Raw genomic sequence first — 26,196 nt, forward strand, 5'->3', positions numbered from 1 at the left:
ATTTATATTAATAATTAAAATTAAGTAAAAATAAGAGACAAAAACATATAAAAAATTAAATTTAACTCAAATAAATACATAGATAATTAAATTCACAAAAAAGGCTGTCTTATTACAAGACAGCCTTTTTTTTATGAATTTTTAAGAAATTATTTCTTAATTGCTTTCACGGTCTGTTTAGATCCGTCTTTCATATTAAGTACCACCAGATACATTCCTTCTTTCAGGTATCTCAACTCAAGTACGGAAGAAGGATGATCAATAGTTCTCACTAATCTTCCCGCAACATCAATAACTGAAACGGATTGTACCTTAGAAATATCCGAAATAGAAAGCGTATCAGTAAACGGATTAGGATACACTTTAATGCTGTTGATTTTTGCTACTACTTCAGAAGTCCCCAAATTAGGATTTTGCTTTACTTCAACATTATCCAAAAGAACATCATCATAGTAATATCCATTATTGCTTACATTTTTATCTACAGTAAATCTTACCTGGACAGTAGCTCCTATATAAGATGCTGCTAAAGGAATACCAACAGTTCTCCATTGGTTTAGGTTTGAGTTATCACTAAAGACAGATACCCACCCATTTCCGTCATTCACTTCTACGGTCAGTTTGTTGTTATCATATGTTGAAACACCCACTGTAGTTCCTGCTAAAGTAGAATGATTTTTAAACCAGTCAAAAGAAACATAAGGTGATGTCAATCCTGTTAAGTTAATAGGTGGGGTCACCAATTGTACAGTATTAGCACCAGCTCCTGTGTATGGTGTACTTGCATCTACCCATGCATAGGTACCTGCTGCTTTTCCATTATTGGCAGCGCTGGCACCATAATCTGCAGATCCCGAGAATTTCCAGAAAAGAGTAGCATCTGTTGTAGTAGCCATAGGATTCACATTATTCCAGCAGTTTGGCGCAATACCAGCGTCAAAGTTTTGAACAAACGGTGCCATAGCAGTACCGCATAATGTATTGAAAGAAGCATATCCTATCCACGGACTCTTATCTCCTGTACTACAAACCGATCTTACCCATACATAATATAGACTGCTTGAAGCAAGTCCTGATAGTTGAACTGAGGTTGCATTACTGGTTCCGCTAGCAGCTGTAGCAGCAACAGGAGTTGTGCTGTTTGTTGAATAATAGTATTCATATCCACCCGCCGGCAACGAAGCAGGAGCAGTCCAGGATAAAGTAGCTGAAGAAACGGTAGGATTTGCTACTACAGGAGAAGATGGTTCCTGACATGTAGGTACAGCCTCTACAATAAAGTCGTCAATATGGAAATCAATATCCGGAGAGGTAGAACTTGTAGTCGCTACAAAAGCAATCTTAACAGTTCCAGAATACCCGACAAGGTCTACTGTTTCTGTCTGACCCGTATTGGAATAAGTTCCTGCTCCTGTATATGTTTTTAAAGTGTTTGCATTACTCCATGTAGTCCCCCCATCAGTAGAAATTATAATTCTAACCTGGTGAGTACCTAATGTAGTTTGAGAAACAGTAGCTAAATAACTCGTAACTGCCATTTTGTATCTTATTCTATACATACCTGGTGTAGCTCCTAGGTTTATTCCCTGGGAAACTAACCAATCTCCTGTATTATTTCCATATAAATTCAGTCTTACTGCGGAATTGGATCCTGCATTTGCAAAACCTGCTTCAGCGGTCCATTTGCTGGATCCATATGTTAAAGTAGATGAAGCTGTAACATCTCCTTTAGCCACAGACCAACATGATGGAGTGAATGCTGTAAATCCTTGGGAAACAGTTGGAGCATTTTCAGCAGAACAAACAGTTGTAAAGTTACGCTCAGTACAAGAAGCAGAATTACTTGTTGAAGTATAAGCATTAACAGTATAAAAATATTTTGTGCTGTTATTAAGTGGAGCCGCAAGTGTATATGTTAATACATTACCCAAGTCAGTATTATTCATCACATCAGTTCCTCCTGCTGTAGTACCGATAGACAACTTGTACCCTGTTGCGTCGGTAACGGCACTCCATGTAATAGTTGGCGTTACAGAAACCCCTGCTGCTGCTGAAGAAGGAGCACTTACTGTTGGACATCCAATATTTTTAGTGGTAAATGATGATCCATTACATGCGGTTGCTGTTCCGTAGTTATTTGTAGGTGATACAGTTGCATAATAAGTAACACCGTATAATAACGGAGTTGCAGTAGGTATCGTATAGGTAAGAACATTTCCTACATCTACCCCGTTCATAACGTTTGTTCCCCCAGGTGTAGTTCCAATGCTTAGTTTGTAAGAAGTTGCCCCGGCTGTTGCATTCCATTTAATATTTGGAGTGATAGATAGTCCTGTTGCTGCATTTGCAGGAGTTGTAACTACGGCACAATCCGGAATTGTAACTGTGGTAATTTTAACATTATCCACATAAATATCATCACTTCCGTTATCACCTTTAGCTAAAAACCTTACGACTGCATTTGGACTTGATGATCCTAAATCTACAAAGTTGGTAATCCATGATGCGGCAACACCAAACGTAGAGCCTACATCTGTAAAGGTGTTTCCACCGTCTGTAGAAAGCTGAATTTTCAAAACATCTGTACCTGAAGGGTTGATGTAATCAAAACTTAAGAATCTATTCCCTGTACCTGAAGATAAATTGACATACAAGTCCATATATCCTGAAGCATTCTGACAGTTATACGAGTGGAATCTAGCCGCGGGTGCTACTGCCGAAGAAGAAGCCGTTGAAGATCCTCCGGTACCGCCCCATCCTGATGCAGAAGTAAATCCTGTGGTTGTAATATCACTCTGCCTCCATGAATTATCCCCTCTTGCCGGCCAGGTTCTCCAGTAATTGGCATTAGGTAAATCTAAAGTAGAGTTCCCGTCTGCCCAGGTACTGAAATTTTCTGTAAAAGGCAGAGTAGCATAGGTCTGAGGTGCAGTCTGCCATGTTCCCGGTGTATAAGTAAAAGTCAGTCCCGAAACAGGAACTGTTGTTCCGTTTGTAGTTCCTAAAGTTGGATTGGAAGATATTGTAGTTCCCGGAGTAAGGGCAGTCCAGTTAGTTCCTGTTAAATTATTGGTATCAGAACTTTCCGAACCTCTTATCCCTACCTGCCCAGAAAGGGTGGCGCTTCCTGAAACACAGTTTCCGTAAACAATAGCAATTGTTTTAGCAGTAAGGTCTAATTGTATCTGGAAATTAATCAGCTGAGCGGCCGATGCAGTATTCCCCTGAACATCTGTATATTGAACAATAAACTTTGAACCTACCGTTTCATATGCAATTTCAGAGGTGGTAGTACTGGCATGTCTTAAATTGACAGCAAACCCTGCAAAAGCCCCGTCATAAGTAGTTGGTGAAACATCCGTGGATAATCCGGTATACGTAGTATTGGCCGCTGGAACCCCCAATGTAATAAAACCATTATTACTAATATAGACAGAGCTATATTTTTGGTTATTATACGTAAAAGGAGTCGGCAAAGGGATTGCTCCGGACACCAGATCGGTTCCCATAGTTGCTCCGGATTGCCATATGGTTCTATTGGTAGACAATGGCGTATAGGTACCTGATGACTGCGTGAGTGCATACCCGTTATTCGTATTGGGGCCGGCAGCCTGTGGCGGCCCAACCTGTGCTGACACGCAATAATAAAAAGCGGTAAGGCACGTTAGTAGAATTTTCTTCATAAATTAGTAATAATAAAAGTTAGGGAGGTAAATGTATAAATATTAATTCAAATATTAAAAAATATCATAAATTATTAAATAAAAACATTTAAATAAGCAAATATTCAGAAATAAAATCAAACGTTTATTTAAATTTAATAATTATTTCATAATTCAATGATAAAAACGTAATGTATTCAATTTAAATACATTATAATAAAATCTTCAAAAATACAATCGTTTAATATTTTACTATTGAATATGAAAATATATGTAATATTTTCAACAGTATGTAAACGAAAAAAGTGGCAGAAGCCACTTTTAAATTGTTATATTTTTATCTAATTACCTAATTCAGGTAGAATTCATATTTATTCAGCAATTGAATTTCCTTAATAAGATCTCCATTGAGATCCACAGAATGTTTCATAGACTGAACTTCAATATGAGAATCATCTTCAATATTTTTAATAAAGAATTTCAACTTTTGATTCCCTTTATTCCGATCAAGAACCTTCCTGAAAAAATCAAGATCTTCCGGCCTTACGTCCATTACATCCATTACTAAAGAGATACTTTTTGCAAACCTTTCAAACGCTTCCTGAAGTTCTATTACATCCACTACATTCACAAAAACCCGTCCGTCTTTCACCTGCGCAAATTTTATTTTAAAAATAACAAATCTCTGCACTTCCAGCTTTTCCTTCAGCCTCATATAATCCCTGTCACCCAATCTGAATGAATAGGAACCTGAATAATCTTCCAGTGTAACAAAAGCTACTTTTTCGCCACTTCTGAAACCATCCTGAACTCTATATTCCGTGATCAGACCAGCTACAGTATATTCTTTACCGCCACCGCCATTTTCTCTTTCTTTTTGAAGTGTTTTCCAGTCTTTCTTTTTCTCCTCGAATAACTCTTCCTGCTTATTGGCAAAAGCCTGTTCTTTATAAGCATCCACCTCATCCAGATTTAAAAACAAGAAATTTCCTTTCGGTTCGGCTTTCTTCGTTATCTCCTCTATAACTTCCTCTTCTCCTGCCACCACATCATCAGATACAATCTCTATAAGATCTACCGCTTCATCCTGCGTGTCTTGTTCCAAAACGGGAGCTTCATCCGCTGTTTCTTTCCCTTCTTGATCTTTTTCCAATACTGATTTCTTGGAGAGCTGCCCCTGCATAAACCGGAAATGATATTTAAATTCATCCAGTGGATGCGCAGAAAGATAGAATCCAATGATTTCTTTTTCTTTATTAAGTTTATGCATATTCGGCCATTCCGGACAAGGAGCCAGTTTTGGCTGCTCTATCTGGACTTCATCAGCGAAATCAGCGAACAAAGAATGCTCCATCTCATTTTTGCTTTCCTGAAAACTCTGCCCATATCTGATCAATCTTTCCAAATTGGTCTTTCCTGCAAGATCAATATCAAAATACTGACCTCTGTGATAAGAATGCAGCTCATCAAAAGCTCCGGCCAGCACTAAACTCTCCGCCACTCTTTTGTTCATCTGTGAAGGAAGTATTCTTTCAAAGAAATCGTAAATATTTTTAAATCTTCCGTTTGTTCTTTCTCTTGTTATAGCCTCACTAGGGCCCTCACCTATTCCTTTGATGGCTCCCAAACCGAAACGGATCTGGCCTTTTTCGTTTACAGAGAATTTATATTGAGATTCATTGACATCCGGACCTAATACATCAACTCCTATACTTTTACAATCCTCCATGAACATGGTAATTGAATCTGTATTGTTAATGTTATTACTCATTACACTCGCCATATATTCTGCCGGATAATTCGCTTTCAAATAGGCAGTATGATAAGCGATTAAAGCATAACAGGTTGAGTGGGATTTGTTAAATGCATACTCTGCGAAGGCTTTCCAGTCATTCCATATTTTTTCTAACCTTTCTTCATTAAGGTTATTCTTTCTTCCTCCTTCAATAAATTTAGGGTACATTTTATTCAGAACATCAATCTGCTTTTTACCCATCGCTTTTCTCAGTGTATCTGCTTCACCTTTAGTAAAATTGGCCAGCTTCTGAGATAAGAGCATTACCTGCTCCTGGTAAACGGTAATTCCGTAAGTTTCTTTCAGATATTCTTCGGTTTCAGGTAAATCATAAACAATCTCTTCTACTCCGTGCTTCCTGTTAATAAAGTTTGGAATATATTTAATCGGACCCGGTCGATAAAGGGCATTCATCGCAATAAGATCGGCAAAAACCGTCGGTTTAAGCTCTCTCATGTACTTTTGCATCCCTGGACTTTCGTACTGGAAAATACCTACTGTTCTTCCTTCTTTAAACAACTGATAGGTTTTAGTATCATCAAGAGGGATCAGGTCAGGATCGATATCAACACCATGCCTTGCCTTTACCAATTTTAAGGCATCTTTTATAATGGTTAAAGTTCTCAGCCCTAAAAAGTCCATTTTTAAAAGACCAGCACTTTCCGCTACCGAGTTATCAAACTGTGATACCAGGATATCTGCATCTTTAGCAGCAATAGTCACCGGAACAAGATTACTTACATCTTCAGGAGTAATAATAACACCACAAGCGTGAATTCCTGTATTTCTGATACAGCCTTCCATCTTTTTTGCACTGGCTAAAACGTCATGGCGCGCATCTTCCGGACTATCAAGAACATACCTCATCTCATCGACAAGCATTTGCTCCTCCGGCTTTAATTTATCATATTTTGCTAAAGCTTTCGCAATATTCATTCCCGGACTTGGAGGAATTAGTTTAGCAATATTATTGGTATCAGGAATTGGGAGATCCAGCACCCTCCCTGCATCTTTAATCGCAGATTTACCACCCAGCACAGAGTAAGTGATGATCTGTGCCACCTGATTTTTACCATATTTTTCAACTACCCATTTGATAATTCTATCTCTTCCTTCATCATCAAAGTCAATATCAATATCGGGCATGGAAACCCTTTCCGGATTTAGAAATCTCTCGAAAAGGAGATCATATTTAATGGGATCCACATTGGTAATTCCAATCGTGTAAGCTACCGCAGAACCCGCTGCAGAACCACGACCAGGGCCGACCCACACTCCCATATTACGGGCTTCATTACAGAAATCCTGTACGATTAAGAAATAACCGGGATACCCCGTATTAGCGATTACATCCAATTCGAAATCAAGACGCTCTTTAATTTCATCAGTAATTCCCGTATCAGCGTACCTTTTCCTTGCCCCTTCATAAGTTAAGTGAGTAAGATAGGCCATTTCACCTCGTTTCCCGCCGTCAACCTCATCTTCAGGATGAATAAATTCCTCAGGAATATCAAATTTTGGAAGAAGTACGTCTCTTTTTAAGGTATAAGGTTTAAATTTTGCAGTAAATTCATCATATGCTTCAAAAGCATCGGGATAAGCTAAAAAGCTTTCCTTTATCTCGTCAGAATTTTTAATATAATATTCTCCTGTTGCAAGACCTCTTCTCTTACCAAATCCCTTACCTACAGGTGTTGTAAGCTTTTCACCATCCTTTATACAACTTACAATATCCTGAATATTAGAATCATCTTTATTCGTGTAATATGTTTCGTTCTGCGCTAAAATTTTAACGTTATATTTATCTGCGAAATGCAGTAAAACATCATTCAGGTGCTCCTCCTCAGGAAGTTTATGATTTTGAAGCTGAACATAAAAATCATCCTCAAAAGTGTCTTTCCACCATTTGAAAAGCTCTTCCCCTTTTTGCTCCCCCGTATTCAGGATTGCATCAGGAATATCTCCATTAATCCCCGAAGTCAAAGCAATCAGTCCTTCTTTATACTCAGCAATCAGTTCACGGCTAATTCTCGGAACTCCAAAATAGAATCCTTTTAAAAAACCTATACTTGAAAGTTTTGCTAAATTCTTATATCCATTAAAATCTTTTGCTAAAAGAACAACCTGGGTTCTTCTATCAGGATCATCTTTAGTAAATTGTTTCTGTTCGTAACGGTTCGAAATATAAAATTCACAGCCTACCACAGGAATCAAAGGCTTCAAAATCGGCTCAGTTTCATTGAATTCTGTTCCGTTTTCTTCTGCTTCCTGTTTTTTTACTAAATATTCTTTATGTTTTTTGGCCCGGTCACCATTAGCTCCTTCAACCGCAGAAACAAACTTGAAAGCTCCCATCATATTTCCCAAATCTACCATTCCGACAGCGGGAAAATTATCATCTGAAGCTCTTTTTATCAAGTCTGAAATACTGGAAGTAGCCATTAACGTTGAAAAAACGCTATGATTGTTAAAATTGAAATATTGGCCTAGATCAATCTCATCAATACTTCCGAAATCATTCTGCTTTTTCTTGTTGTTGAAATCGGCTACCTGTCTTCGGATAACAATCCCAAAGGGCTTTATCGGATCAGGGTAAAGCGTTTTAAAATAAGCAAGCTGGTCTTCAGAAACTTTTAAAACCTCAGCAGGAATCACCCCTATTCTCATCATTTCAAAGAAAACCTGAGCAGTGGCATTTACATCGGCAGCAGCATTATGGGCTTCATCAAATTTATTTCCATACAGTTTTTCATAAAGCTCTTCAAGTTTCGGGGGCTTAAATCTACCACCTCGTCCTCCTCCAAGCTGACAGAAATTTGTTCCCAAAATCATGGTGTCGGCTTTGGGTTTTTCCTGCAAATTGTCTTTTATATTCTTCCTGTAAAATTCTGCTCCTACAATATTATAATCAAACTCTACATTATGCCCGGAAACCACTCTTATACGGTCCAGTACTTTAGCAAATTCTTCTAGAATCTCCTGCAGATCACGTCCTTCTTCATTGGCAATTTTTGTTGTAATCCCGTGAATCCTCGCTGCGTTGAAGGGAATATCATACCCTTCAGGTTTTATAATATAATCCTGATTTTCAATTAGATTACCATTATCATCGTGTACCTGCCATGCAATCTGAACCATTCTTGGCCAGTTGTCTGAGTCTGAAAGCGGTGCATTGAAATTTTTAGGTAAACCGGTTGTTTCTGTGTCAAAAATTAAATACATATAAGTTTCTAACTTTTTTATAAAAAAGAGAATGTAAAGTTACTTCATTTTTTCTAAATAATCCTTTAAATGCAGAAGATAAACGATGAACATTATTGAAATAAAGGATTGAAATTATCAATAAAAAACTTAAATAGGTATGACTGCTTCAGCCACTTGCTCATTCCATTCAATTATTACAATTACCTGTAATTAATTATCAGAGTGCTCGGAAGGAATTAATTTCCCAAAAAATCAAGCCCGAAAAGGCCCTTTTTTCCCAAATACAATTGAGGAATAATCACTAAATCAGCGTATTTATTACAAAATACTAACGGTTGTTAGTATTTTGTTTTTTTAATGTATATTTGCTTCCTATGGAAAATACACTTCACGAGAAAGTTTCTCAGGATATTTTACTTAAAGCGTACAATCATATGATGCTGGCAAAAGCAATGGCCGACATTTATGAAGAAAACCGAAATGTATGTAAATACGTTCATAGCACATCAAGAGGCCACGAAGCTATTCAGCTTGCTACTGCTTATCAGCTTAAGAAGGAAGACTGGGTTTCTCCTTACTACAGAGATGAAAGCATCCTTTTAGGAATTGGCTTTGAACCTTATCAGCTGATGCTTCAATTATTGGCGAAAGCTGATGATCCTTTTTCCGGAGGAAGATCTTATTATTCTCATCCTTCCAGCAGAGATGAAAATAAGCCAAAGATTATTCACCAGAGTTCTGCTACCGGAATGCAGACTATCCCTACAACAGGAGTGGCACAGGGAATAAAATACATCCAGGATTTTGAGCTTCAGAATTTTGAAAATAACCCCGTTGTCATTTGCAGTCTTGGAGACAATTCGGTTACCGAAGGGGAAGTAAGCGAAGCGCTACAGTTTGCAGCGCTGCACCAGTTACCTATTATTTTCCTTGTACAGGATAACGAGTGGGGAATTTCCGTGACCAAAGAAGAAGCAAGAACCTGTGATGCGTACGATTTTGTGGCAGGATTTACAGGGCTAAGCAGAATGAGAGTGGATGGAACTGACTTCGTAGAAAGTTTCGAAGCCATGAAAAAGGCGGTAGATTTTGTAAGAACAGAAAGAAGGCCTTTGGTTGTTTGTGCAAAAACAGTACTTATTGGCCATCATACTTCAGGTGTAAGAAGAGAATTCTATAGAGACGAAGAAGATTTAACTAAACATAGAGCTAAAGATCCGGGAGAAATCCTAAGAAAACACTTACTGGAAACAGGTACAGATGAGGATCTTTTAAAACAAATTACGAAAAAAGCGCGCCTCGAAGCAGAAGAAGCTTTTGAAAAAGCTAAAAATGCTGAAGATCCTAAACCGGAAACAGTAATGCAGCACGTTTTTGCTCCTACCCCGATCACTGAAGAGGCAGGAACACGTGAACCTACCGGCGGTGAAAAAATCGTTATGGTAGATGCTGCCATACATGCCATTCAGGAATTGATGTGGAAACATCCTGAAGCTCTTCTGTACGGCCAGGATGTAGGTGAGAGAATTGGCGGTGTTTTCCGTGAAACGGTTACACTGGGAAAAAAATTTGGAAGCAAGAGAGTTTTCAATACTGCCATTCAGGAAGCGTATATCATTGGTTCTACGGCCGGAATGAGTGCTGTAGGATTAAAACCAATTGTTGAAGTTCAGTTTGCAGATTATATTTATCCGGGAATCAACCAGCTTATCACAGAGATTTCAAAATCAAATTATTTAAGCGGTGGAAAATTTCCTGTGAGCAACATTATCCGTGTTCCAATCGGAGCTTATGGAGGCGGTGGTCCTTATCATAGTGGTAGTGTTGAAAGCATTTTAGCCAATATTAAGGGAATTAAAATAGCATACCCAAGTAATGCAGCGGATTTTAAAGGATTGCTGAAAGCAGCTTATTATGATCCCAATCCGGTAGTTATGCTGGAGCATAAAGGATTATACTGGAGTAAAGTTCCCGGCACTGAAGATGCCAAAACCATAGAACCGGCAGAAGACTACGTACTTCCTTTTGGAAAAGGTAAGATCATCATAGAAGCTGATAAGAATGAGACTGAAAAAGGAAGAACGCTATTGATCGTTACTTACGGAATGGGTGTTTACTGGGCTAAAGAAGCCGCTAAAAACTTTAATGGAAGAGTTGAAGTGATTGATTTAAGAACCTTAATCCCTCTTGATGAAGAACTTGTTTTTGAAAGAGTGAAAGCACATGGAAAATGTATCGTTCTTACGGAAGAGCAACTTAATAATTCTTTCGCAGAAGCTTTTGCACACCGTATTTCCAAAAACTGTTTCAAATATCTGGATGCTCCGGTAGAAACAATGGGATCACTAGATGTCCCGGCAGTTCCTATCAACCTAGTACTGGAAAAAGAAATGCTTCCTAACGCAGAGAAGCTTTCCAGTAAGATCGAAGAAATGCTGAAATATTAAATTTCTATAAATTGAAACCTCTAAAAATTTTTAGAGGTTTTTTTATGCTTTTTTTTCACTACTTTTATTTAACAATTATTAATCTCAACCTTAGTCCATTATAAGTACAGAAAACCTAAATAGCCAATTCCTGACAGCCAATAGAAAGAAAACCTGATCACAGTTTGGTATTTGTTTTGTCTGTACACGCAAAAACACATTCATTTTTATGATCACAACCAAATACGTCAATTATAAACAGGTTCTCAACCTGTCTGGTTTACATCTTATCTTAATATCCATCTGGTGTACATTGATTGCGGTTCTTTTTTACTTCTTCAACTGGCACTGGATGTCAATTCCATGGGTTCCTGTGGCCCTGATTGGTACTGCCGAGGCATTCCTTGTAGGTTTTAAAAACAACCAGGCGTATGACAGACTTTGGGAAGCCAGAAAAATCTGGGGCGGAATCGTCAACTCCAGCCGTTCTTTTGCTTCAATGATATATGCTTTTGATACCCAAAATGAAGAAATTGGCATTTTTGATCTGGAAGACCGTAAGAAAAGAATTGTCAATCGTCATATTGCATGGCTGTACACTTTCCGTGAGCAGCTTCTTATCCCTGCGGAGTGGGAACATATAAGCACTGAAAACAGTAAATTCGGAAACATCAATCTCAGAAGAAACAGGCTGATCAAGGCAGGGTTCCCCGATTATGGAAGGGCTCCTATCTTTCTGCACAAATATCTTTCTGAGGACGAATACGACCTTAAAGGTCATTATAAAAACTTTGCTACGTATCTGATCTCCCAGCAGGCAAAAGACATTAATGAACTGAAAAACATGAATGCGATCACAGATTTCAATCAGACTCAGCTTCAAAACAGTCTTAATGAATTCTACAACTTTCAGGGACAGGCCGAGAGAATTAAGAAATTCCCTTCACCAAGACAGTTTGCCAGCACCGCATTTGTCTTTAATATTCTCTTCATTATGCTCCTTCCTCTCGGATTAGTAAATGAGTTTGCCAAACTGGGCGACTGGGGAATCTGGACCTCCATTCCTTTCTGTATCATCATTGGATGGATCTATATTATCATGGAACTGGTAGGAGATTATTCCGAAAATCCTTTTGGCGGTCTTATGTTTGATGTTCCGATGCTTTCGATATGCAGAGCCATTGAAATTGACCTTCTTCAAATGGGTGGAGAAACAGATCTTCCGGATCCTATTTCTTCTAAAAACGGAGTATTGGTATAATATTAAGCGACTCAGGAAAAATGTAAAAATATTGCTGAGATTTATTTAAAAATTTCATTGTTTTTCATAATTTAGAGGAATAGAAAAACTTCAGGTGTGTTAGCTGAAAACAAACTAATGTTTTGTTTTCAGCTGACTTCTCTGGTTTTTATCAGCTAATAATTATTCCTCCCTTTTTAAACAATGAAATCCAAGCAATTACTGCAGGTCCTTACTATTTCAGCGATGGCCATCTTCTGTCCTAAACTGAAATCACAGGCTGCCTTCAACAGAGAATTACCAAAAGAATTTTCTGAGAAATTCACCAAAGAAATCAATGACAGTATTCCCTCGCTGGGATCGTTCATCGTTTCACAAAACGACATGATTTTATATGAACAATATTTTCATGGAGCGAACAAAGAAACAGTCTTTAGTGTAAAATCAGTTACCAAAAGTATCGTATCCGTTCTGGCAGGAATTGCAAAAGACAAAAATTTACTTCCCAATCTCAATACTCCGGTTTTAAAAATTCTTCCGGAGTATAATATTTCAAGAAGCAGATTCAAGAATATTTCCAATATCGAAGGAAAAGTTCTTCATGATTCTATCCGAAATACGCTAACACTCAAAAATCTGATGACGATGCAGGGTGGCTTTGACTGGGTTGAAAATTCAAAAATATCAATGGATATGTCATTTTCCTATGATCCTGTAAGATTCGTTCTGGAACTCCCTTTCGAAGAATACCCGGGTACGGTATTTAATTATAACAGTGGTGAAACTCACGTTTTCGGAGCTGCTTTGTCAAGAATCATAAAAACCAATCTGAAGCAGTTTGCCACTGAAAATCTCTTCAGACCTTTGAAAATAAATACCATCAGATGGGACACTGATTCAATGGATAGAAATATTGCAGGCTCAGAACTCTTTATGAAAACTAATGATATGCTGAAATTCGGCTCCATGATTCTAAATAACGGAAAATCGGGCGGAAAACAGATTGTATCACAAAAATGGATTCAGGAATCTACCTCGGAACATGTAAAACTCGATTCCTGGGATGTGATGCCTGACGCCAATGGCTATGGTTATTACTGGTGGCGACGAAAAACCAATGGGCATCAGGCTTTTGTTGCAACAGGATATGGAGGACAGTTAATATGTGTTATTCCTGATTTAAAAATGGTAATTGTAACAACCTGCTTCTTAAACGATAAAAATAAAGGAAGAGCAGATATTAAAAGACTTCATTATTTCATCGATAAAATTACCAAAGTAAACTATCAATAAAAATCATAGTGAAAATAGCAGACGTTTTCATCAATGAAAATTCAATCTCAAAATAATATATTGTACAGAATCTGAACCTTTAGGACTTCTTTTAATTTTATAAAACAATTGCCGTTGTATTTTTCACCTCGGAAATCATAAATGAACTGTGCGTACTCGCAATATGCTGAAGGGTTGTCAGCTTCGTCAGCATAAAGTGACGGTAATCTTCCATGTCTTTCACCCCTATTTTCAGGATGTAATCATAATCTCCACTTACATGGAAGCATTCGGTAACTTCCTGGAGATTCATTACCTCTTTTTCAAACTGAAGTACAAATTCTTTTTTGTGCTGTGTGAGCTTCACGTGGCACAGCACAATAAAATCTTTTTTAATCTTCTGCCTGTTTAGTAAAGCTACATACTTTGAAATAACGCCTGCATTTTCAAGTTTTTTTACCCGCTCATAAATTGCCGTCACTGATAATCCAAGCTTACCGGACAGCTCTTTGGTAGTTTGTTTACAGTCTTCCTGCAAAAACAACAGCAGTTTTTTATCAATTTCATCAAGTTCCATAGATAATTTTTTGGTAACATTTTAATATTCCCGAAGATAGCAATTATATTTTCTAAATAAATACATTTTTCCAGTTTTATATACTACAAATTCAATTTTCCATTGTAATAATTAGGAAAATAGCGCAAATTGGCCCTATAAAATAAAAACAATACTTATGGAAAACTTTAACGCAGCCAATGAGATCCAGGATCTTCAGTATTTTGGGGAATTCGGAGGAGTAAACCCTTCTATTTCTGACAGTTCTACCTATACTTTTCTTTCCGCAAAGACGATGTTTGATACTTTCGAAGGCAACGCCGAAGGATGTTATCTGTACTCCAGACATTCATCACCAATGAACCTTTATCTGGGACAGGCTCTTGCAAAAATGGAAAATACAGAATCCGCCAATGTGACGGCATCCGGAATGGGCGCTATTACTTCTGTTTTGATGCAGGTGTGCAAAAGTGGAGACCATATTATTTCAAGCCGCACTATCTATGGAGGTACGTATGCTTTTCTTAAAAACTTCATGCCTCAGTTTAATGTAGCAACCACTTTTGTTGATATCAATAATTTTGATTCTATCGAAAATGCCATCACTTCTACCACTAAAGTTATTTACTGTGAAAGTGTAAGCAACCCGCTTCTTGAAGTGGCGGATCTTAGAAAACTTTCTGAAATCTGTAAGAAGCATAATTTGAAACTGATTGTTGACAATACCTTTTCCCCTCTTTCCATTTCTCCTCAGCTATTTGGAGCAGATGTCGTTATTCATAGTTTAACGAAATTCATCAATGGCAGCAGTGATACCGTGGGTGGTGTATATTGCGGAACCCAGGCATTTATCGATGATACTAAAAATGTAAACTCCGGGGCATGTATGCTTCTTGGTCCTACGATGGACAGCTTAAGATCATCAAGTATTTTAAAAAACTTAAGAACATTACATATCAGAATAAAGCAGCACAGCCACAATGCAATGTACCTTGCTGAAAGATTCGAAAAAGATGGTTTAAAAGTATCTTATCCGGGATTGCCTTCTCATAAAAATCATGAATTAATGGCAAGTATGATTGACCAGGAGTACGGATACGGAGGATTACTGACTCTGGATGCCGGAACGACGGAAAAAGCCAACGAGCTGATGGAAATGATGCAGGCAGAAAATCTGGGTTACCTGGCGGTAAGCTTAGGGTTTTACAAAACTTTGTTCTCTTGCTCAGGAAAATCTACCTCTTCTGAAATTCCGGAAGAAGAACGTGCTTCCATAGGGATCTCTGACGGACTGATCAGATTTTCTATCGGCTTAGATCACGACATCAAAAGAACCTATCATAAGATGAAAGAATGCATGCTGAAAGTAGGCGTTCTTAACCATGAAAACATTTCTATATCCTAAATTTATTGTGAAGGCTGCCCCAAACGAGCAGCCTTTTTTATATTTCTTGCTGAAATACCAATTTTTTATTTTTAATAGCTGATCTTTTAAATTCATTCAATAGCAATTTAGCCTATTGATGAATAGAAAAAATTCTTCCGATTGGCTTTAGCCAAAACTTAGAGATATTCCTGCCCTTTATTTTTTATAATAATGAGTAGGAAACGCTTCTTCAGGCTTCATTCTGAAAACATTCAAAAGAAGCCATGACTTTAAAAAACCATAACCATACGAAAACATCTGAATATAAGTGGAAATTACGGCCATCCCTGCAATACTTATATTTTTAGTTAATAATAAAGCATGGAAAAGCACCAAAAAGGTGTACAAACCATAGAAAGCAAGGATTATCCCTCTTCCTGTAATAAAATACTCCAAAAACCCCATGATATAGCCTAACATAAATAAAGTAGGAAATGCAAAAGAGATCTTTACATAATTAGGATGCCGCTGGTTAAGAATTGGTCTGGCACAGCCAAACTGAAAGACCTGCTTAGAGAATTTTCCAAAATCCACCCTGCGCTTATGATATACTGCAATATTATCAAAAAAAGCTGTTGTAAATCCGTTTTCCCAAAGGGTCATAGATAAATCCGGGTCCTCGCCTATTCTCATTTCTGAAAATCCGCCTACTTTCTCAAAAACAGCTTTCTTCACCCCCATATTAAAACTTCTGGGCTGAAATTTTGAAACAGCTTTCTTGCTTCCTCTGATTCCTCCGGTTGTAAAAACAGAAGTCATGGAATAGGAAATTGCTTTCTGCATCAGGTTAAATCCTTTGTGTGCCTTATCAGCTCCTCCGAATGCATCACAAGGAATTGTCAGAATATCATTTTTAATATGTTCAATATAATCTTTCTCAACGATCACGTCACTGTCTACAAAAACCAGCCATTCGTTGGCTGCTCTTGCTGCCCCGTAATTTCTCGAAAGTCCAGGTCCTGAATTATCTTTTTTGAAATATTTAATATCCAGACTTTCCTCAAAATTCTTTATCGTAGGCTTGAGATCAACCAGAGAACCATCATCCACAATAATGATTTCAAATTCTCTATCAGTCTGTTGGGTCAAAGAGGTCAGCAACTCGAAAAGTTCATCTTTTCGGTTGTAAATAGCAACAACAATGGAAATAGTAGGCTTCAAATTAAAAATTTTTCAAAATTACTTATTCGAGCATGAAACCACAAACAGTTTAACAGCTTATTCTGAGAAATTAACTAAACAGAGGATCCGCCTACTCTGCCAAACCTTTAAAACAGATGAAATTCTAAGCCAACTTATTTGACATTTTAAACACAATCATCATGGGTAATACCTCATAATTTTGCTGTAGAAATTCAAACAAAAAAAATGAAACATACTATCAATCCGTTGCAACAGCCTCTAAACTCAGGCTTCAACGCATACTCTACAGCTCAGGAAGTCATAAAAGGAACCGACCTTACCGGGAAAACAGTCATTATCACAGGAGGCTACGCAGGAATTGGCCTGGAGACCACAAAAACACTTATTTCTGCAGGAGCACATGTCATTATTCCTGCAAGAGATATTGAAAAAGCAGAAAAAAATCTTTCCGGAATTGAAAATATTGAGCTCGAAAAAATGGACCTGATGGATTCCGCATCCATCGATAGCTTTGCTGAAAAATTCATGGCCTCCGGTAAAAAACTAGATATTCTCATTAATAATGCAGGTATCATGTGGGTTCCCCTGCGCAGGGACAGCAGAGGTTTTGAGTCTCAGCTTGCTACGAATTACTTAGGACAGTTTCAGCTTACAGCAAAACTGTGGCCAGCTCTTAAAAAAGCAAACGGGGCAAGAGTTATCAATGTTTCTTCCTATGGCCACCAGATTGCTCCCTTTGATTTTGAAGATCCCAATTTTGAAAAAAGAGAGTATGAAAGCCTTTCAGGATACGGGCAATCTAAAACAGCCTGTAATCTTTTTTCTGTAGAACTTGATGAAAGAGGAAAAAAATTCAATGTCAGAGCTTACTCTCTTCATCCTGGTTCCGTATATGGTACTGACTTGGGAAGAGAAGAGCCTATTGAGCTTTTTAAACAACTGGGAACTCATGATAGAGAAGGAAATATCAAACCGGAAGTTGAAGCAAAATTAAAAACAATTCAGCAAGGTGCTGCCACTACAGTATGGTGCTCAGTAAGTCCTCAACTTGAAAATGTGGGAGGAGTCTACTGTGAAAATTGTGATATCGCTGAGATTGATAAAGGACAGATTGAGCACAGATTTGATGAACCTGCCACCATACGCGGTGTACAGCCCTATTCTATTGATAAGAATAACGCACAAGAGTTATGGAAATTAACAGAAAATATGCTGGGTGTTCAGTTTGACACGAAATAATGTCTTTTTTAAATACATTTGTACTGAAAAACAGCTGACAATGGATTTCCAGATTCAATATCTCACACCGGACATCAAGCTTTCAAGCTTTGATGACAGATTATTCAAAACAGAAGCAGTCTTTGAATATCATATGCTGGTTTGGTTCATATCAGGAGAAACTAAAATTATTCAGGCCGATAAAACCTATCTGTTTAAAGCAGGAGATATTTTCCTGATCCCCAGAAACCACCTTTCAACCATTATCAATTATCCGAAAGACGGACTTCCTCATAAAGCAGTGGTCATGCATCTAACCACAGAACGGCTGAAACAGTTTTATGGTTCTATTGATTACCGGCATAAAAATGGGCATCGTGAATCCTGTATTTACAGCTTCAGCAGCCACCCCCTTTTGAGAAGCTGCCTGGCTTCACTTATTCCTTATTTTGAGATAGAAGGTGCCTTTCCTGAAAACATTGCGCATTTAAAAATCACTGAAGCCATAAGTATTTTAAGAGAAACAAACCCTCATATAGATGGTATTCTTACTGATTTTGATGAACCTGGAAAAGTTGATCTGATCAACTTTATGGAAAAGAATTACATGTTCAATATGCCTTTGGAACGGTTTGGGTATCTTACAGGAAGAAGCTTATCTACCTTTAACCGGGATTTTAGGAAAATTTATCAGATAACGCCACAACGCTGGCTGACCCGGAAACGTTTGGAACTGGCGTATTATCATTTATCAGAAAAGAATAAAAAACCATCTGATGTCTTTCTGGAAGTCGGTTTTGAAGATCTTTCTCATTTTTCACACGCTTTTAAAAAACAGTATGGTTTTGCTCCTTCACTGACCAGATAAAAATAAAGGCGGCTGTATCAGATACGATACAGCCGCCTTTTTATTATTTTAGTTTAAAAATAAACCCGATTTAAATAGATGTACTTAACGTTGTGTAGAGTTTCCCGATGATATTATCTTTCAAAAAGCTATTAAAAAAAATACTGCCATCACAAGAAATCCTGCACTTAGTTTTTCTTTAAACAATCTGAATCTGTAGATTCCATATTTTGTAGTTTTTCACCACTACTTCAACTTGTTTTGTCTCGACTGGAACGTGATGATCCGGAGCCAGCACCAAACAGCCCGAATACATCAAGAATTGGATCGAAAATTTCAAAAAAAAATCCAACTCATCTATTTAAGATTTTAAATCCCCGGGATACTAGTCTTTATTACCTTCCAGTTTATGTACTTTCTTCGTTCCTTCATACATTTCGTACTGTAAAAATCTTGTTTCAAGCTTTCCGTTGAAAAGTTTGATCTTTCTTGAAGGGCGTAATCCAATCTTCTTCACAGCTTCCAGATCAGAAGAAATCAGCCATGCCAGTGTATTCGGGTAATGTGTTTTGAAAGTATCTCCAATTTTTTTGTAAAAATCATCATCATTGATGGAAATTCTCTCGTCGTATGGAGGATTGAATACCATTAATAATGGGAAAAGTTCTTTTTTAGACTCAAAGAAATCCTGCCTTTTGATCTCGATCACATCTTCCATTTCTGCAGCCTCCACATTTGTTCTTGCTGCATTAAGCATTTTTGAATCAATATCGTATCCTACAATTTTCCCATCAAACTGTCTGACTCTGTTTATTCTGAATTCTTTAATTTTTGCGAATAAGTCCGCGTCATAATTTTTCCAGTTCTGGAACCCAAATCTCTTTCTGAAAATCTGAGCAGGAAGATCCATAGCGATCATTGCCGCTTCAATCAATAATGTTCCTGAGCCGCACATAGGATCAAGGAAATTTCCTTTTCCGTCCCAACCTGCCAGCTGAAGCATTCCACTTGCAAGAACTTCATTAATAGGAGCCTCACCCTGTTCTTTTCTATATCCTCTTTTAAATAAAGCATCTCCAGAAGAATCCATAGAAATCATGACAAGCTCTCTATCGATATGAAGGTGGAATTTAATATCCGGATCTCTGGTTTCTACATTCGGACGTCTTTTGAATTTTTCCTGGAAATAATCCACAATGGCATCTTTCATCTTCAAAGTTACAAACTGTGAATGCTTGAAAGTTTCAGAGTTTACCGTTGCGTCAATAGAGAAAGACTGTTCCACATCCATAAAATTCTCCCACTCAAATTTGAATAGTCTGTCATAAAACTGATGCTGGTTAAAAGCTTTGAACTCATGGATAGGCACCAAAATTTTCAATGCCGTTCTCGCAGAATAATTAATTTTATAAAGAAAACCAAGATCTCCTTCACAATTTACCGCTCTGTTTTTAATTTCGACGTTTTTTCCGCCCAATTTTTTGATTTCTTCAGCAAGAATTGGCTCCAATCCGAAGAATGTCTTTATCTGTATTTTGATATTTTCTGTATCCATAATGATGTTTTAAAAGTTTTAAAGTTTTAATAATTAAAAGATTAGCCCTCCAACTTATTGATCAATTGAATTTTTCAATCTTTTAATGTTGTAAAATACTTTGCTTTTAACCGCACAAATTTAGTTATTTTTGCATTATGGAATGGTTTGAATCTTGGTTTGATACCCCTTATTATCATTTGCTCTATAGTAACAGAGACTACACTGAAGCCGAAAACTTCATTACAAAGCTTACTGCGGACCTTCAGCTTCCGCCTCAGTCCAAAATCATAGATCTTGCCTGTGGAAAGGGAAGACACTCTGTTTTTCTCAATAAACTAGGGTACGATGTCCTAGGATTGGATCTTTCAAGACAAAGTATTGAGTCTGATAAACAATATGAAAATCAAACACTGATTTTTGAAGTTCATGACATGAGAAACCCCATTGACGCAGATCCAATGGATGCTGTTTTCAATTTGTTTACAAGCTTCGGATACTTTGATAACGAGAATGACGACAAAAAAGTCTTCCAGTCGGTTTATAATGCATTAAAGCCAGGAGGATATTTTGTATTGGATTATCTGAATGAAGCTTATGTGAGAAATACTTTAGTTCCCGAAACCACCGTTAACAGGGGTGATATTGATTTTAAAATTCTGAAAAAAATCGAAGGCAGGCATATTATTAAAGATATCCGCTTCGAAACAGATGGAAAGCCTTTTCATTTCTTTGAAAAAGTAAAACTTCATCCATTGGAGGCAATTCATGCATATGCTTCAGAATGTGGTTTTGAAAGAATAAAAATCTGGGGAGACTATCAGCTTAACGAATTTAATAAGGAAAGCTCTCCGCGTTGCATCAATTTATTTAAGAAAAAATAATGATAACAGTACTTTTACTGATTTTAAGTGTTATAGCCGGAGTATTTCTGGGAAAGCACTTTGGTAAAAAAGAAAAACTGGCCAAAAACCTGTTGATATTAAGTGCCGGTTTTTTGATTACAATCTGCCTTAATGAAGTTTTTCCGCAAGTTTACACTTCTACAGAAGGCAGCAGTCTTGGAATATTCGTCATCGCAGGAGTTCTTCTTCAGATGATTCTTGAAGCCCTTACCAAAGGTTTTGAACATGGACATTTCCATCATCATAACGAGCACAACATCCTTCCCGTTGCTCTAATGGTGGGCCTTTTTATTCATGCATTTATAGAAGGTATTCCTCTTGCCAATGAGCAGCACCAACTGTCCCCGTATCTTTTAGGAATTTTATTTCATAATCTTCCTATTTCATTTATTCTGGGAGCATTTTTGTTCAACGGAAAAAAGGATTCAAAAAGTACATCTTATCCTTCTCTTCTGATTGTTGCTTTATTTGCATTGGCTTCCCCAATGGGAATGCTATTGGGAAACTATTTCAATCCCAATCTTCAGCCTTATTTTCTGGCTATCGTAGGTGGAATTTTTCTTCATATTTCATCTGTGATCATTTTTGAAAGTAATAAAAATCATAATATTGACTGGGTAAAAATCGGACTGGTGGTACTGGGTGTTTCCCTTGCATTGGTAATGCATCTTTTCCATCAGCATCCTGAAGCTCACGTTCACTAAAAATAGAAAAGCTCCGAAAAATTTCGGAGCTTTTAATTTATATCAGTGATAAAAACTGAAATTTAGAACTTCCATCCTACAGTAAGGAAGAAATTATTTCTGGTGCTTTTTACATCACTTACTGCATAAGAATCACTTTGAGCGATATTTTTTGCTGAATAGTAAGAGGTATCAAAATTATCTCCCATATACCCTCTCATAAAAGGATTGCTGTACTTGGAAGTAATGTTCTGATAAGAAGCATCAACATAGAATGATTTGAAATCATATCCTATCCCCAATGAAGCAGTATTTCTATCGCTCAGCATCAGATTACTGTATGACTGATCGCCTGCAACACCGGCATCATTAAATCTGCTGATTGTAAGGGCATCAAACGGACTTGACTGGTAAGCATATCCGCCTCTTAATCTGAATTGTTTTACTCTATATTCAGCTCCGACTCTTACCTCTGAAAGGTTCTTATAATTGTCTTTAAAGAAATCATTCAGTTCTCTTTCTGCAGAACCGTACACTTTATAATCAGGCTTTGTAAGTCCTAATGTATAGTCTACGTTCAACGAGAAGTTTTTACTTGCTACAAATGCAGCACTTACCGTTGCTTTAAGCGGAGAAGTGAACTTTCTGTTTTCAGCTCCTATATCATCTCCGTAATTAGGATCATTATAGAAGTTATAATTTCTGTCTATACTCCAGAATGTAGGAGTTTCAAGAGACGCTCCAAGTCTGAAATTAGGACTAAGCTTTCCAATAACCCCTACTGAAGCTGAAAAACCTGAAGATCTTTCAGAGTAAGGAGTATCTTGCTTACTGAACAATTCTACAGAATTATTCATAAGGTTTCTGTATCCCAGAGTATCATACTGATCTATTGTTGCATTGAAAAAGTTCAATCCTGCACCAATATAAAGATTATGATTGTAATTTGCACCTACCCCAAAACTCATCTTAGACAAGTTCCCATATCTTTCATAGGAGTGCCCAGCCATTGAAGCGCCTTTTGTAGGGTCAGCAATATCAAAATCATAAATTATATTACTGTTACCCGGTGACTGAATTACGTTATCAAGGGACTGATTGGAAAAATTAATACCAATATTAATAAACTTCCATCCTGTCTCACTCATCAACGGAAAAGCAATAATCCCACCTGCATTTCCAAGATCTCCTCTTGTCTTGCTATAATTTAATGTAGAACCAGCCATAGAACTGCTGTTCTTATTCCCTGCAATAGATAAAGTTCCCGAAACCTCGCCAGAAATAGCAACTCCCAACCCCGCAGGGTTTGTCAGTAAAGAGTTGGCATCTCCTCCTAATGCTCCATTAGATCCAGCCATCGCATTGAACTTGGCAGTTCCTATCATAGGAGTACTTGAGTAAGCTTCCACAGTATTTCTTATTACAGAAACATCCTGAGCCTGCGCAAAAAATGCAGCAGAAATACTCATTAATACTAAAGATTTTTTTAACATTATTTTTTAATAGTTTATTCGTTTGAAAATTATCTAAAGCCGCCTCTTCCGCCGCCAGATCTCATTCCGCCGCCTCCGCCGCCAGAGCCGCCTCTGAAGCCGCCGCCACCGGAATTAAAACCTCCGCTGGATCTGAAACCTCCGGAATCATTGGATCTGAAGCCTCCATTATTATTATATCTTGGCTGAGATTGCTGATAGTCAGGTCTTGACTGAGGAACTGAATTACGGAATCCGCCATTATTAGGCTGTGTACCTCTGAAACCTCCGGAATTACTATTTCTGAATCCTCCGGTGTTACCCTGCTGTCTGAATCCTCCGTTTGAGTTACCATCTCTGAAACCTCCACTATTTGTGTTTCTGAATCCTCCGTTATTATTGTTATTTCTGAATCCTGAATTAGCCGTATTGGTTCTGTACACCGCATTGTTTATACCGGTATTCTGGAATCCTCCTCCACTAATTCCACTTCTTCTGTATATAGGTCTGTTGTAGTAACCATTACCCCAGTAGCCTCCTCCGTACCCCCAATAAGGGTTTCCGTAGTAACCACCCCAGAACGGATCATAATATCCGCCCCAGTAAGGACTTCCCCATCCAATAGAGCCGCCCCAGCCCCATCCAAATGATCCGCCCCAACCCCAGGACATATTAGCACCCCAGCCCCAGCCTCGGTTCCAGCCCCAATAGGGACTATATCCTCCATACCATCCATATGGAGATCCCCATGAGTTGTCATAGTAGTTGGTTTGGGAACCTGAATACAGTCCCCAATCAGAATCTGTGGCATTGGACCCCCAGTTCGTATTGGTTCCACTCCATTCGCTATATCTGTTTTGCTGTTCTCTGGAATTCGCTTCTGCATTTTGAATTACATTGGAATCCTGATAATAGTCATAATATTCACCTACTCTGTTACCGCTATCATTAATGATAACTCCTTCAGGTAGCGTATCCTTGTTAGGGTCGTAATACACCCCATCTGTCTCGCTATACCCTCCCATCTGAGCACCACAAGACACAAGCAATAATCCGCCTGCTACTGCCAGAATCCCTTTGGATCTTAGCAGATCAAGCAAATTTTTATGTATATTTCTTTTCATGATAACGTAAAAATTTTTAATTTAAATTATATTTGCAATCTGTACCAAAAATGTACCAAAATACTGGTAAAAAAATCTATCAAAAATAGATTTTTATTTTTAGATAACAATAATGTACAAAAGTTAAAAAAATTTTAAAAAATAATGGCAAAATTAACCTCAAGAAGCGAAGATTACAGCAAATGGTATAATGAGCTTGTTGTAAAAGCTGACTTAGCTGAAAATTCAGGTGTGCGCGGGTGTATGGTAATCAAACCATATGGCTATGCAATCTGGGAGAAAATGCGTGATGAAATGGATAAAAGATTCAAAGAAACAGGTCACGTTAACGCATACTTCCCGCTTTTTGTGCCCAAAAGCTTATTTGAGGCAGAGGAAAAAAATGCGGAAGGTTTTGCAAAAGAATGTGCTGTAGTTACCCATTACAGGTTAAAAACAGATCCAAACAATCCTCACAAACTTATTGTTGACCCGGATGCAAAATTAGAAGAAGAGCTTATTGTACGCCCTACTTCAGAAGCCATTATCTGGAATACTTATAGAAACTGGATTCAGTCATACAGAGATTTACCTATACTAATTAACCAATGGGCTAATGTTGTACGCTGGGAAATGAGAACCCGTTTATTCCTTAGAACAGCAGAATTCTTATGGCAGGAAGGGCATACAGCTCATGCTACAAAAGATGAAGCTGTTGAAGAGGCAGAAAAAATGAATGACGTGTATGCTGATTTTGCAGAAAAATTCATGGCGATGCCTGTTATTAAGGGTCTAAAAACGCCGTCTGAAAGATTTGCAGGTGCCGACGAGACATATTGTATCGAGGCATTGATGCAGGATGGAAAAGCTCTTCAGGCAGGAACTTCTCACTTCCTTGGTCAGAACTTTGCAAAAGCATTTGATGTTAAATTCACGAACAAAGAAGGGAAAATTGAACATGCTTGGGCTACCTCATGGGGAACATCAACCCGTTTAATGGGAGCTTTGATTATGACTCACTCTGATGATTTCGGTTTGGTACTGCCTCCAACCCTTGCACCTATCCAGGTAGTGATTGTCCCTATCTTTAAAGGAGAAGAACAATTAGAACAAATCAGTGAAGTTGCATTAGATATTCAGGCTAAGCTAAAAGCAAAAGGAATTTCTGTGAAATTTGATAACGATACTCAGAACAAACCGGGCTGGAAATTTGCTGAATACGAATTGAAAGGTGTTCCTGTAAGAATTGCAATGGGACCAAGAGATTTGGAGAACAAATCTGTTGAGATCGCAAGAAGAGATAACCTTACCAAAGAAGTACGTTCTATTGAAGGATTGGATTCTTATGTTGAAGAATTATTAAAAACCATTCAGGAGGAGCTTTATACTAAAGCTTTCAACTTCAGAAAAGAAAACATTACAAAAGTGGACTCTTATGAAGAATTTAAGAAAGTTTTAGAAGAAAAAGGAGGTTTCATCTATGCACATTGGGATGGTACTGCCGAAGAAGAAGAGCAGATAAAGGACGAAACTAAAGCAACAATCAGATGTATTCCTCTGGATGATGATGTAGAGGAAGGCATTTCACTGATCTCAGGAAAACCTTCTAAGAGACGTGTATTATTCGCAAAAGCCTATTAATAATTTTCAACGATTTAAAAAAAAATCGTTGTTTTTTAAAGAAAAATTCAAAAAAAGGTGACATTTGGA

The 26,196-nt window shown here is 37.7% G+C and carries 16 protein-coding genes; 9 read left to right on the top strand and 7 right to left on the bottom strand.

Going from position 1 to position 26,196, the window contains the following annotated elements:
• Positions 1 to 149: 149 nt before the first annotated feature.
• Together AC27VX_RS08015 and dnaE are read right to left on the bottom strand one after the other, a co-directional pair.
• Entirely contained in the window at positions 150 to 3,683 is a 3,534-nt protein-coding gene (locus AC27VX_RS08015) for a T9SS type A sorting domain-containing protein (RefSeq protein WP_488694933.1), read from the bottom strand.
• Positions 3,684 to 4,011: 328 nt separating this feature from the next.
• Positions 4,012 to 8,679, bottom strand: a complete 4,668-nt coding sequence (gene dnaE, locus AC27VX_RS08020; protein WP_488694935.1) for a DNA polymerase III subunit alpha — start codon at positions 8,677 to 8,679, stop codon at positions 4,012 to 4,014.
• Between the two features lie 356 nt (positions 8,680 to 9,035).
• Between dnaE and AC27VX_RS08025 the strand changes: the two genes are divergently transcribed.
• The 3 genes from AC27VX_RS08025 (at position 9,036) to AC27VX_RS08035 (ending at position 13,620) form a co-directional block, all read left to right on the top strand.
• Complete coding sequence (locus AC27VX_RS08025; RefSeq protein WP_236858091.1) at positions 9,036 to 11,108, top strand: alpha-ketoacid dehydrogenase subunit alpha/beta; 2,073 nt, start codon at positions 9,036 to 9,038, stop codon at positions 11,106 to 11,108.
• Between the two features lie 208 nt (positions 11,109 to 11,316).
• Positions 11,317 to 12,348, top strand: a complete 1,032-nt coding sequence (locus AC27VX_RS08030) for a bestrophin family protein (protein WP_488694937.1) — start codon at positions 11,317 to 11,319, stop codon at positions 12,346 to 12,348.
• 183 nt (positions 12,349 to 12,531) lie between these two features.
• Positions 12,532 to 13,620 carry a serine hydrolase domain-containing protein gene (locus AC27VX_RS08035; protein ID WP_236858089.1) on the top strand — a complete coding sequence of 363 codons (1,089 nt, stop codon included), beginning with the start codon at positions 12,532 to 12,534 and terminating at the stop codon, positions 13,618 to 13,620.
• A 97-nt stretch (positions 13,621 to 13,717) separates the two neighbouring features.
• Here the strand turns inward: AC27VX_RS08035 and AC27VX_RS08040 are convergent, their stop codons facing one another.
• Entirely contained in the window at positions 13,718 to 14,176 is a 459-nt protein-coding gene (locus AC27VX_RS08040) for an Lrp/AsnC family transcriptional regulator (RefSeq protein ID WP_236858088.1), read from the bottom strand.
• A gap of 157 nt (positions 14,177 to 14,333) precedes the next feature.
• Between AC27VX_RS08040 and AC27VX_RS08045 the strand changes: the two genes are divergently transcribed.
• Positions 14,334 to 15,560 (top strand): aminotransferase class I/II-fold pyridoxal phosphate-dependent enzyme, encoded by a 1,227-nt coding sequence (locus tag AC27VX_RS08045; protein ID WP_236858087.1) that lies wholly within the window; start codon positions 14,334 to 14,336, stop codon positions 15,558 to 15,560.
• Between the two features lie 177 nt (positions 15,561 to 15,737).
• Here the strand turns inward: AC27VX_RS08045 and AC27VX_RS08050 are convergent, their stop codons facing one another.
• A complete protein-coding gene (locus AC27VX_RS08050; RefSeq protein ID WP_300688219.1) occupies positions 15,738 to 16,742 on the bottom strand; it encodes a glycosyltransferase family 2 protein in 1,005 nt (334 codons plus the stop codon).
• Positions 16,743 to 16,949: 207 nt separating this feature from the next.
• On the opposite strand from AC27VX_RS08050, the gene AC27VX_RS08055 reads away from it, so the two are divergent.
• A complete protein-coding gene (locus AC27VX_RS08055) occupies positions 16,950 to 17,963 on the top strand; it encodes an SDR family NAD(P)-dependent oxidoreductase (protein ID WP_488694941.1) in 1,014 nt (337 codons plus the stop codon).
• Positions 17,964 to 18,003: 40 nt separating this feature from the next.
• A complete protein-coding gene (locus tag AC27VX_RS08060; protein WP_488694943.1) occupies positions 18,004 to 18,810 on the top strand; it encodes a helix-turn-helix domain-containing protein in 807 nt (268 codons plus the stop codon).
• Between the two features lie 364 nt (positions 18,811 to 19,174).
• Here AC27VX_RS08060 and AC27VX_RS08065 read toward each other — a convergent pair whose 3' ends face one another.
• Positions 19,175 to 20,344: a THUMP domain-containing class I SAM-dependent RNA methyltransferase gene (locus AC27VX_RS08065; protein ID WP_236858079.1), complete on the bottom strand. Its 1,170-nt coding sequence runs from the start codon at positions 20,342 to 20,344 to the stop codon at positions 19,175 to 19,177.
• Positions 20,345 to 20,481: 137 nt separating this feature from the next.
• Here AC27VX_RS08065 and AC27VX_RS08070 point away from each other — a divergent pair, with 137 nt between their 5' ends.
• Positions 20,482 to 21,207, top strand: coding sequence for a class I SAM-dependent DNA methyltransferase (locus tag AC27VX_RS08070; protein WP_236858074.1), 726 nt, complete (start codon positions 20,482 to 20,484; stop codon positions 21,205 to 21,207).
• A 2-nt stretch (positions 21,208 to 21,209) separates the two neighbouring features.
• Positions 21,210 to 21,932, top strand: a complete 723-nt coding sequence (locus AC27VX_RS08075) for a ZIP family metal transporter (RefSeq protein WP_236859474.1) — start codon at positions 21,210 to 21,212, stop codon at positions 21,930 to 21,932.
• Positions 21,933 to 21,994: 62 nt separating this feature from the next.
• On the opposite strand, the gene AC27VX_RS08080 is transcribed toward AC27VX_RS08075, so the two are convergent.
• The gene (locus AC27VX_RS08080) at positions 21,995 to 23,380 is read right to left on the bottom strand and encodes an OmpP1/FadL family transporter (RefSeq protein WP_236858073.1); all 1,386 of its coding nucleotides are present in this window, start codon (positions 23,378 to 23,380) and stop codon (positions 21,995 to 21,997) included.
• Between the two features lie 53 nt (positions 23,381 to 23,433).
• Positions 23,434 to 24,507, bottom strand: coding sequence for a prolyl-tRNA synthetase (locus tag AC27VX_RS08085; protein WP_317207789.1), 1,074 nt, complete (start codon positions 24,505 to 24,507; stop codon positions 23,434 to 23,436).
• A 144-nt stretch (positions 24,508 to 24,651) separates the two neighbouring features.
• Here AC27VX_RS08085 and proS point away from each other — a divergent pair, with 144 nt between their 5' ends.
• On the top strand, positions 24,652 to 26,127 hold the full coding sequence (proS, locus tag AC27VX_RS08090; protein ID WP_236858071.1) for a proline--tRNA ligase: 1,476 nt from the start codon (positions 24,652 to 24,654) through the stop codon (positions 26,125 to 26,127).
• Positions 26,128 to 26,196 lie beyond the last annotated feature (69 nt).

Source organism: Chryseobacterium sp. 14P4.3.2, assembly GCF_057799275.1.

Excerpts from the sequence above, each read along its gene's own strand:
- AC27VX_RS08015 (WP_488694933.1), bottom strand. The coding sequence starts at position 3,683 with ATGAAGAAAATTCTACTAACGTGCCTTACCGCTTTTTATTATTGCGTG.
- dnaE (WP_488694935.1), bottom strand. The coding sequence starts at position 8,679 with ATGTATTTAATTTTTGACACAGAAACAACCGGTTTACCTAAAAATTTC.
- AC27VX_RS08025 (WP_236858091.1), top strand. The coding sequence starts at position 9,036 with ATGGAAAATACACTTCACGAGAAAGTTTCTCAGGATATTTTACTTAAA.
- AC27VX_RS08030 (WP_488694937.1), top strand. The coding sequence starts at position 11,317 with ATGATCACAACCAAATACGTCAATTATAAACAGGTTCTCAACCTGTCT.
- AC27VX_RS08035 (WP_236858089.1), top strand. The coding sequence starts at position 12,532 with ATGAAATCCAAGCAATTACTGCAGGTCCTTACTATTTCAGCGATGGCC.
- AC27VX_RS08040 (WP_236858088.1), bottom strand. The coding sequence starts at position 14,176 with ATGGAACTTGATGAAATTGATAAAAAACTGCTGTTGTTTTTGCAGGAA.
- AC27VX_RS08045 (WP_236858087.1), top strand. The coding sequence starts at position 14,334 with ATGGAAAACTTTAACGCAGCCAATGAGATCCAGGATCTTCAGTATTTT.
- AC27VX_RS08055 (WP_488694941.1), top strand. The coding sequence starts at position 16,950 with ATGAAACATACTATCAATCCGTTGCAACAGCCTCTAAACTCAGGCTTC.
- AC27VX_RS08060 (WP_488694943.1), top strand. The coding sequence starts at position 18,004 with ATGGATTTCCAGATTCAATATCTCACACCGGACATCAAGCTTTCAAGC.
- AC27VX_RS08065 (WP_236858079.1), bottom strand. The coding sequence starts at position 20,344 with ATGGATACAGAAAATATCAAAATACAGATAAAGACATTCTTCGGATTG.
- AC27VX_RS08070 (WP_236858074.1), top strand. The coding sequence starts at position 20,482 with ATGGAATGGTTTGAATCTTGGTTTGATACCCCTTATTATCATTTGCTC.
- AC27VX_RS08080 (WP_236858073.1), bottom strand. The coding sequence starts at position 23,380 with ATGAGTATTTCTGCTGCATTTTTTGCGCAGGCTCAGGATGTTTCTGTA.
- AC27VX_RS08085 (WP_317207789.1), bottom strand. The coding sequence starts at position 24,507 with ATGAAAAGAAATATACATAAAAATTTGCTTGATCTGCTAAGATCCAAA.
- proS (WP_236858071.1), top strand. The coding sequence starts at position 24,652 with ATGGCAAAATTAACCTCAAGAAGCGAAGATTACAGCAAATGGTATAAT.